Raw genomic sequence first — 7,931 nt, 5'->3', positions numbered from 1 at the left:
TCACTGCGGGTAGCCACGCGAAACGTGTCACTAGGCGTTTTCGGTGTTTCCGCTAGGTCGCAACGTCCTGACCTGCCACGACGCCACCAGACATGTCATCAGATCCCGATTATCTGTGGAACGCAGGTTCTGCGGTTCCTCGACGCCGATGCCGGTCGGGACGAGCCCACCACCGTCGCCGATGAACTGGCGCTTGCCGACGCGTTGACCACGTCGGCGGACGCCGTTCGCTCACGTGCGGAGTGGCGGATTCGGCAGGGAGATGCTGACGCGCCTGCCGCCACGTGGACCTCGGACATCCAGTCCGGGGACGCGACAACCGGGACGGAGGGCGTGTGATGCTCGGGTCGAGCTTGCTCGTGAACGCGTACGTGATCATCGATGAGGGTTGTCCGCTGGCGATTTCGGTGCAGAACCCGGAGCGGGCGGAGATTGTCTGCGGTTGGGTGCCCGGCCGGTCCTTCGAATTCGTCGTGCACCGTGAGGCACTGCGCGCGTTGGTGGAACTCGGTGTTGACGCGCTCGAAAGGATGGACGCAGCGCGGGTGTCCGAAAACGCCGCTGCCAGTTGACCGATGGATACGCAACGTCGCGGGGAAGCCGAGGGTGTCAGGGCGCGGGCGGTTGGTCAGGGTTTGCGTCGCGCTCGGGAGGCGAAGGGTTGGTCGCGTAGGCAGTTGGTGGCGCGGTTGCCGTCCGGGATCGGTGATCGGACCGTGCTCTCGTATGAGCATGGGACACGTCATCTCACGTTGCTGAGGTTCCTGGAAATCTGTGGCGCTCTCGAAGTGTCAGCTCCGGCCTTGTTGAACCAGGCACTCCAACGGGCGCGGGTTGATCTGGCAAACCTGGTGCTTGTGGTGGATCTTCGACGGTTGGTGACCGAGCGGGACGAGCAGTTCCGGTCGATGGTGGTGTGGGCGCACAACAAGCTGGTCAAGTGTCCGGATGGGGTGGTGGAGGTGACCCCCTCTGCGGTGGTCGAGTTGGCGGACCTCATCGGGTGTTCCGCCGTGGAGCTGGCGGATTACCTCGCCGGGTTTGTTCCTGATCACGCTGACGCCGAGGTCGGCGTGGGGTGACCGGCCACCCTCACCGGGTTGGGACGGCTCCGCCCGTTCGTCTTCTCATCCCCTTGCAGGCGGGGTTCTGTGACGGCCGGGACGGCATTTCGATGTGCCGTCCCAGCCGTCCATTCGATGTTTCCGCAGGTCGAGTACGCGCCGTGCCGTCACACCAGGTGGGACGGTATCGCCGTTGCGGGACGGCATCGGGACGCCTGGCGTCACGCTTGCTCGGCGAGGATGGCTGCCTTGATGTCGGCTGTCCTGTAGCCACGGACGCGGCGGGGTTGCCCGTCGTCGGCCGCTATTCGGTCGCGGGTGGACGGGCAGTCGAGGTCGGTCATGGAGCGGCCGAACGAGTTGGGTTCGACGTCGAGCGCGTCGACGAGTTCGGCGGTGGGGATGAAGTCGCGTTCGTCGAGATCGTCTCCGAGGTAGGCAACGACTGACGCGAGCGGTTCCGGCAGCATCCGCCGAGTCTCGGACGATCGCGGACCGGCGCCGATAGCCCGCACCACCGCCGCGTGATCCAACTCAGGCTCGGTGTCGCGTCCCGCCGCGTGTCCGGTCAGCGTTCCGGCTGTCTCCCGGAGTGTGCGGCCTCGTCGGCACAGTTCGTGCCAGTCCTCGTTGGGCATGTAGTAGGTCCGCACGGTCAGCGCGAGTACGTCGGCACCAGCGTGGGTTTCGCCGTCTGGTCGGAGGATGCCGACGCCTTTGTGGGAGGCGAGGAGGCGGCTGCTGTCGTATCCGCGTGTGTTCATCTGTTCGCCGAGGACGATGTTGCTGTCTCGCCAGTCCATGACCCGCAACGCGAACCGCGACCCGAGTACCGCTCGGAGTCCGGAGGGGATGGTTTTGGAGTCCGGTCGTTGGGTGGCGAGGACGAGCACGATCCCGGCCGCTGGTCCTTTCTTGGCCAGCCAGGTGAGTAGTTCGCCGACGTAGTCGCCTGCGGTGAGTTTCTTGCCGTTCACCTCGACCGGTGTCCGGTCTTCGAGCGGTACTTGGACTTCGTCGAGGAACACGGCTGTGACCGGCATGTTCAGTGCGGTGTCGCGGGACATGGCTGGGGTGATCTTCGATTCCGGGCAGACGGTGTCGTCGAGGTCGCGCATGCGCCGGTAGCGGCCCTGGACCTCGCTGACCAGCTCGACGAGCCACCCGACGAGCGCCAAGACGTGTTCGGTTTCGTCGCCGGACATGAACCGGTGCGCGACCTTCGCGGCAGCGTCCCAATCCTTACCCGCTTTGAAGTCGGCTACGTAGAGCCGGGTGTGGGGGTCGAGGATCAGGCCGGCTGCGGCGAGCCGGGCGGCGAAGGTCTTGCCCTGACGGGGGATCGCGCCGACGAGCAGCGATGTCCACACCAGCGGTAGGTCGATCTTGCGGTCTCGGGCGTCGCGTCCGAACGGGACCGGCCGCCACGCATCCCACCGCTGCACCGCGAGCAGCGGTGTCCGCAACGGTGGAGACGCGTAGGGGTCGGCGTCAGCGACCCACATCGACACCCGCCCGGCGTGACCGCCGTTGCCCCGCACCCGCTCCACGATCAGCTGGACTTCGTCGACCGCGAGCGCGGACGCGAGCGCTTCCCTGTTCTTGATCACGTCAGCGGCCTTGCGGGTGGCGGGCAGATCGACCGTGACCGCCCACCCATCCCCGATCCGCGTCGCGCGTTCCACCAGCCGCAGCGTCTCGTCCTTGCCGATCAGCTTCGCGTCGCGGAACGCGTCGACCAGGACTTGCGGGTCCATCGTCCACGTCAACGTCCGTGGCCCGGCCAACACAGCCTTACGGCCCGGCACACCGTCCCGACGTCGGCCCAGGATCGCCAGCGCGAAGGACACCAGCCCAGCTGTCGACCACAATCCGCGGGGACCGTAGAGCAACTCCACCAGAGCCACCGCGACCACCGCCGCCACGGCGAGAGCGCCGGTCACTTTCCATCGGAACAGGGTGAGTGCGCGGATCTCGGTGAACTTGTCCGCCAGCTTCTCCGATACCTCGGCGGCCTCGCGGTAGTCCCGCACGGTCACCCACCGACGCCACCACCGGACAGCGGCCATCAACCCGCGCACTGTCGCCCGCAGGTAGCGCCACGGCGATCGCATCACGGCCGCCACCGCATCCTTGGCCGCCTGCCTGGCCTGGCCCCGGTCCTTCAACCACACGGGCACGCGCGGCGATCGCAGCCACCACGAGGCGAATCGTCCAAGGCGCGGTTGGGAGTAGAAGGGTTGCGACTCGTCGACCAGTTCGGCGTCGTACACCGGTCCCGCGTTCACGGCCTCGCGGGACTCGGCGGGCACGGGCATCGAGTCCTCGTTCATGAACGCACCTCCTCCGCGAGCGCGGCCGCCACGCGCGAGGACAGACCACGCGAGCAACTCGTGACCTCGCGGACCCACGCAGGGGTCACCTCGGTGCCGGGAGTCCACGCGCGACGCGCATCGGCCAGGTAGTCCGTGAAGGACCGCCGTGGCGTTCGTGGACGTTCATGAACGACTGGCCCGGCGCGGTGAACGGCCTCGGCGAACGCGGCGTTCACGGCCTCGGTGAGCTTGTCCCGCAGGTCGGTCACGGCCTCGGCGGCGACGAACACCACCAGCGGCGGAACCGAGTGCAGCACGATCCCGGCCAGTGATCCGGTCGCGAACGAGGCCCACACGTTCATCACGTACGTGGCGGCGAGCGTGAACCGCTTCGCTCGCCGCACCCACGGCCCCGTGGAGACCTGGTAGCGGGCGGTGACCTGCTCGGCGCGCAGGATCGCCAGCAGCACGACCGACACCGTGGGGTCGAGCAGCCAGGCCGCGAGCCACGGCAGCGACCAGGCGGCAGCTCCGGCAGCGGCGAAGGTTTGGACGTTGGTCATGGTGAACGCCAGCCCGCACACGATCCCGGCCCAGCAGAGTCGGTCCACCTGCGACCGGACGCGTTCCACGCGGAGCGCGATCACGTCCGGGTCCGTCTGGTAGGCGCGCAGTTCGGCGGCCTCGGCCGCGTCCTGCGCCAACCGTTGCCCACGGGTCAGCGGGACATGCCGGGCGTCTTGGGGACCGGCGGGTGGCCGCCCGGCGGCGGCCACCCCTCCCCTCTTGTCCTGGGTCATCGCCGGTTCCTCCGGCTATCCACAGCCGTGACGGTGAGCGCGCGGGTCAGTGCGTAGGAGGAGAACAACGCCGGGAACCCCAGGACCGCGAGCAGCAGCCACGGGTTACCGGGATGCGTGATCACCACCCACTGAACCGCCACGATCAGACCAGCGGTGAACAACACCCGCCCGAACAGGGACAGCAACCGCGCACCACCCCGTGCGGCGTTGGCGGCCGCCTTCGCCCGGCGCACGCTCGCCTGCCACACCCACAGGAGCACGAGTAGCACACCCAGTCCGGCGAGGATCTGTGTCGGTGTCAGGCTGATCTCGGTCATGGCTGCTCACCTCCGTCCGGGAAGTCGTGGTGGTCGAGGAGTTCGGCGCGTTCGCCGCGCTGTCGCCAGTGCGGGTAGAGCGCACGCCGGTCACGCTCGTTGAGCGAGCCCCACACGCCGGTGGTCTGGTCCCCGGCCGTGCGCAACTCCAGTTCCAGGCACTCGTCCTGCACCGGGCATCCCGCGCACAACCGGACAGCCAGCTCCCGGTCAAGCGACTCCTTGCCAGTCAGTGCGGGCGGGTCGCCATCGGTGAACGCCCACACACACTCCCCGTTCCTCATCACCAGGTCGGCCAGCACCTCAGTCGGTACCCACCGCAGACGGTCCAACCGCCACGCGATACACACGAACCGCGAGCGATCATCGGAGGTCATCACCACGCACCTCCGCGAAGGCGCTGGATCTCCCGCGCGGTCCGTTGCTCGGCGGCCATTTGGGCAACGTCGATGCAACTGCCGGACTCGGCGGCCTGGGCGATGAGCTTGTTCAACGCCGCTGCCGGTACCACGTACCGCGAACGGAGCTTGACGACTGGGAACGCGTCGTCCCTGATCGCCCTGTAGAGGGTTGCTCTGTCCACGCGGAGAATCCGCGCGGCTTCTCGGACTGTGTAGAACGCTGGCACGTTCGCGCCAGGCATATCTGTGGTCATTGGAATGGTCCCAACTGATCGAAGTCTAATTTCATGCAAAAATTGAGGATGATTTCATCCCGAAGTGGCGCGAACGGGTTGAAATCGCGCGGGATTCTGTGGTGGAACCAGCCCGCGAAATCAGGACCGCGATACCCTCGGCTGAGGCGGAGCGCGGAGGAATGGGTGACGGAAGATTGGGCTGCGGTCGCGAGTGCGATCAATCAGCGCTCGGCTGAGCTGGGCTTTCGGCAGCGTGACCTGATCGAACGATCGCGCGTGTCGAAGGCAGTGGTCGGCGAGATCGCCCGCAATGTGGTCCAGCGCCGCCGCAACACGCGAACTCTGGAAGCCCTGTCCCTCGCGCTCGACTGGCACCCCCAGCACCTGACCGCGGTGCTGCATGGACGCGTCCCGCCGAGCGTGGGCGAGCCGATCTACCGGTTCGACGACGATGACGTTCCTGCTCGCCTGGCCGCGATCGAACACCAGTTGCGTGCGATCAGCGAACGGCTCGACGAGATCGCGTCCATCAACGACCGGCTCGACGACATGCGGTCGATCAGCCGACGGTTGGAGGAACTGAATGCCAACCTTGCGACAGTGGTCCGGGACCGGCGCTCGGACCGCGAGCGGACCTCTCGGTGAGGTGTGGGAATGGCTGTTTCGCATGCCTCCAAGTCAACGGCGAAAACCGCGCACAACCCATGCATGACCAGCGCAGAAGCACTGCACAACCACTGCAGAAGTAGTGCACAACGCGGCGACTGGGGTGGCTGATCATGGAGTCGGCGAGTCCGTGGACCGGCCGTCGCGCCTGCGCCTTGCAGACGGCGCTACGGATGAGCAACGACGGGTTCGCCAGTCACCTCGGAGTGGCTCAGCGGACCGTCGCCGCGTGGCACAAGAAGCCGACCCTGCTGCCGAGGTCGGAAATACAGCAGGCGCTCGACACGGCCTTGGAGCAGGCGCCGGACGGTGCGAAGCGACGTTTCGCGCAGCTCGCTGGAGGGGACAGCAGCCCACCCGCGCCGAGCGACGCGCAGGCGTTCCGCGTGGCAATCGCGGTGGTCGTCAACGAGTCGGACGTGCTGATCGTCTGCCGCCGAGGGGAGGACGGGGGAGGTATCTCTTGGCAATTTCCTGCCGGAGTGGTCAAGCCTGGCGTATCCCCGGAAACCGTCGCCGTGCGAGAAACGCTCGGTGAGACGGGCGTCCATTGCGTGGTAGTGCGTTCGCTGGGAAGCCGACTTCATCCGATAACGAACGTGATGTGCGAATACCTGTTGTGCGAATATCTCACCGGCACCGCCGAAAATGTCGATGTCGTCGAGAATGTTAGCGTCACCTGGGCAGATCGGCGGGAGCTGACGCGTTTCATCCCCGCCGACCGGATCTTCCCGCCCGTGCTGGAAGCGTTGGAGGTAGCAAGTGACTGAGCCGACTCCTGACAGTCCGCGCCCGCCGATCGCGGCCGCGGTCATCGTCAAGGGCGGGCGCGTGCTGCTCGTCCGACGCCGGGTGAAGGAAGGCACCCTGTCCTGGCAGTTCCCGGCCGGTGAGGTCGAGGCGGGGGAGTCCGCAGGCGAGGCGGCCGTGCGCGAGGCGCAGGAGGAGACGGGCCTGACGGTCGCCGAGGCAAAGGTGCTCGGCGAGCGAGTGCACCCGGCAACCGGCCGAACGATGGTCTACGTGGCCTGCGACGCCGTGAGCGGCGAGGCGACTGTGGTCGACGACGAGGAGCTGGTCGAAATCGCGTGGGCTGAGCACGGTCAGCTCGCCGAATACGTGCCGTACGGGTTCTTCGAGCCGGTGCAGCAGTACCTGGACAGCGCGTTGAGCGCGTGAGTTCTCTACGCGCGTAGTAGGTCGGCAAGCCGTATGCGGACCACGTCTGCGTGGAGCAGCGCAGGCAGCGCGACGCCACCGACCGACAAGCGGGTGCTGCTGACTTGTGCCACGGTGTCCGACGGCAGCGCGTCGAGAAGTTCGATCGACCGGAGTGCCCACTTGCGTGCCGTTTCGGATGGAAGCTGCACGCAGTCGACGTACTCAGTCCGGTAGCGCCAGGCTAAGGCGTAGGCCGTTTCGGCTGCGGTGCGTCGGTCCGTAAGGATCTCCCGGTGGAAGGCCCTTTCGAGGTCTGCCACCGATTCGCAATGCTCCGCGCCAGAAGTCAACCTTTGCTCCGCTCAGTAGGCGTACTTCTCCGCCAGTGTCTCGTACTCGAAGAGTTCCGACGAGTCGAACCACAGGCTGACTTCGTACTTTGCTTCTTCCGAGTTGCCAGACGCGTGAACGAGGTTCATTACGGCCTTGCCGCTGACCTCAGAAGACGCCCTGGTCTGGTGTGCGAAGTCGCCGCGCACGGTGCCTGGGGCAGCCTGATCGGGGTAGGTACCACCGATGATCTTCCGCACCTTGGCCACGGCGTCGACACCTTCGAGCGCGAGAGCGATTACGGGCCCGGTCTGCATGAAGCTGGCGGTGGTGTTGTAGATCTCCGCGCCGAGCCGTTCTTCAAGGTCGAAGTAGTGCTGTTTGGTCGACTCCGCATCGAGAAGCTTCATTTTGGTGCCGACGATCTTAAGTGCAGCGTCTTCGAAACGTGCAACTATGCGCCCCGTCAGGCCACGGCTGACGGCATCGGGCTTAAGCAACACGAGAGTCTTCTCGACGCCGAGCAGCGGCGAATTGCTCATTCCTGATCTCCTCGTGTAAGTGGTGTAGTCGAAGGTACCTCCTGATGTGCATCGCCGCCATTTGTGGCCTGTACGCTGGTACAGAAAGTCGATCCG

Annotated in this window: 13 protein-coding genes; 6 read left to right on the top strand and 7 right to left on the bottom strand. The window is 66.3% G+C overall.

Annotation, left to right across the window (positions count from 1 at the left end; translation table 11 throughout):
- From WBA97_RS08355 to WBA97_RS08345, 3 genes are all read left to right on the top strand, one after another.
- Positions 1-339: hypothetical protein (locus WBA97_RS08355; protein ID WP_424230144.1), on the top strand; the 339-nt coding region annotated here is incomplete at its 5' end.
- A gap of 20 nt (positions 340-359) precedes the next feature.
- Positions 360-572 (top strand): hypothetical protein, encoded by a 213-nt coding sequence (locus tag WBA97_RS08350; protein ID WP_424230143.1) that lies wholly within the window; start codon positions 360-362, stop codon positions 570-572.
- A gap of 180 nt (positions 573-752) precedes the next feature.
- Positions 753-1,082, top strand: a complete 330-nt coding sequence (locus tag WBA97_RS08345) for a hypothetical protein (RefSeq protein ID WP_424230142.1) — start codon at positions 753-755, stop codon at positions 1,080-1,082.
- A 203-nt stretch (positions 1,083-1,285) separates the two neighbouring features.
- Here the strand turns inward: WBA97_RS08345 and WBA97_RS08340 are convergent, their stop codons facing one another.
- From WBA97_RS08340 to WBA97_RS08320, 5 genes are read right to left on the bottom strand one after another with little or no spacing between them, the layout of a single operon-like run.
- A complete protein-coding gene (locus WBA97_RS08340) occupies positions 1,286-3,397 on the bottom strand; it encodes a cell division protein FtsK (RefSeq protein ID WP_424230141.1) in 2,112 nt (703 codons plus the stop codon).
- Entirely contained in the window at positions 3,394-4,179 is a 786-nt protein-coding gene (locus WBA97_RS08335) for a hypothetical protein (protein ID WP_424230140.1), read from the bottom strand. The genes WBA97_RS08340 and WBA97_RS08335 overlap by 4 nt, the downstream gene beginning before the upstream one ends.
- A complete protein-coding gene (locus WBA97_RS08330; RefSeq protein ID WP_424230139.1) occupies positions 4,176-4,499 on the bottom strand; it encodes a hypothetical protein in 324 nt (107 codons plus the stop codon). The genes WBA97_RS08335 and WBA97_RS08330 overlap by 4 nt, the downstream gene beginning before the upstream one ends.
- Complete coding sequence (locus tag WBA97_RS08325) at positions 4,496-4,876, bottom strand: WhiB family transcriptional regulator (protein WP_424230138.1); 381 nt, start codon at positions 4,874-4,876, stop codon at positions 4,496-4,498. Before WBA97_RS08325 ends, WBA97_RS08330 begins: the two co-directional genes overlap by 4 nt.
- The gene (locus WBA97_RS08320; RefSeq protein ID WP_424230146.1) at positions 4,876-5,142 is read right to left on the bottom strand and encodes a helix-turn-helix domain-containing protein; all 267 of its coding nucleotides are present in this window, start codon (positions 5,140-5,142) and stop codon (positions 4,876-4,878) included. Before WBA97_RS08320 ends, WBA97_RS08325 begins: the two co-directional genes overlap by 1 nt.
- Before the next feature lie 177 nt (positions 5,143-5,319).
- Here WBA97_RS08320 and WBA97_RS08315 point away from each other — a divergent pair, with 177 nt between their 5' ends.
- From WBA97_RS08315 to WBA97_RS08305, 3 genes are all read left to right on the top strand, one after another.
- Positions 5,320-5,781, top strand: coding sequence for a transcriptional regulator (locus tag WBA97_RS08315; RefSeq protein WP_424230137.1), 462 nt, complete (start codon positions 5,320-5,322; stop codon positions 5,779-5,781).
- A gap of 194 nt (positions 5,782-5,975) precedes the next feature.
- On the top strand, positions 5,976-6,572 hold the full coding sequence (locus tag WBA97_RS08310; protein WP_424230136.1) for an NUDIX hydrolase: 597 nt from the start codon (positions 5,976-5,978) through the stop codon (positions 6,570-6,572).
- Positions 6,565-6,981, top strand: coding sequence for an NUDIX hydrolase (locus tag WBA97_RS08305; RefSeq protein ID WP_424230135.1), 417 nt, complete (start codon positions 6,565-6,567; stop codon positions 6,979-6,981). The genes WBA97_RS08310 and WBA97_RS08305 overlap by 8 nt, the downstream gene beginning before the upstream one ends.
- A 5-nt stretch (positions 6,982-6,986) precedes the next feature.
- On the opposite strand, the gene WBA97_RS08300 is transcribed toward WBA97_RS08305, so the two are convergent.
- Both WBA97_RS08300 and WBA97_RS08295 read right to left on the bottom strand, forming a co-directional pair.
- Positions 6,987-7,172 carry a hypothetical protein gene (locus WBA97_RS08300; RefSeq protein WP_424230134.1) on the bottom strand — a complete coding sequence of 62 codons (186 nt, stop codon included), beginning with the start codon at positions 7,170-7,172 and terminating at the stop codon, positions 6,987-6,989.
- A gap of 153 nt (positions 7,173-7,325) precedes the next feature.
- A complete protein-coding gene (locus WBA97_RS08295; protein WP_424230133.1) occupies positions 7,326-7,835 on the bottom strand; it encodes a nucleoside-diphosphate kinase in 510 nt (169 codons plus the stop codon).
- Between the last annotated feature and the right edge of the window lie 96 nt (positions 7,836-7,931).

This window comes from Actinophytocola sp., from assembly GCF_049647105.1.
Classification (GTDB): domain Bacteria; phylum Actinomycetota; class Actinomycetes; order Mycobacteriales; family Pseudonocardiaceae; genus Actinophytocola.
The sequence above is the reverse complement of the archived record's forward strand: the minus strand, read 5'-3'. Positions and strand labels throughout refer to the sequence as shown.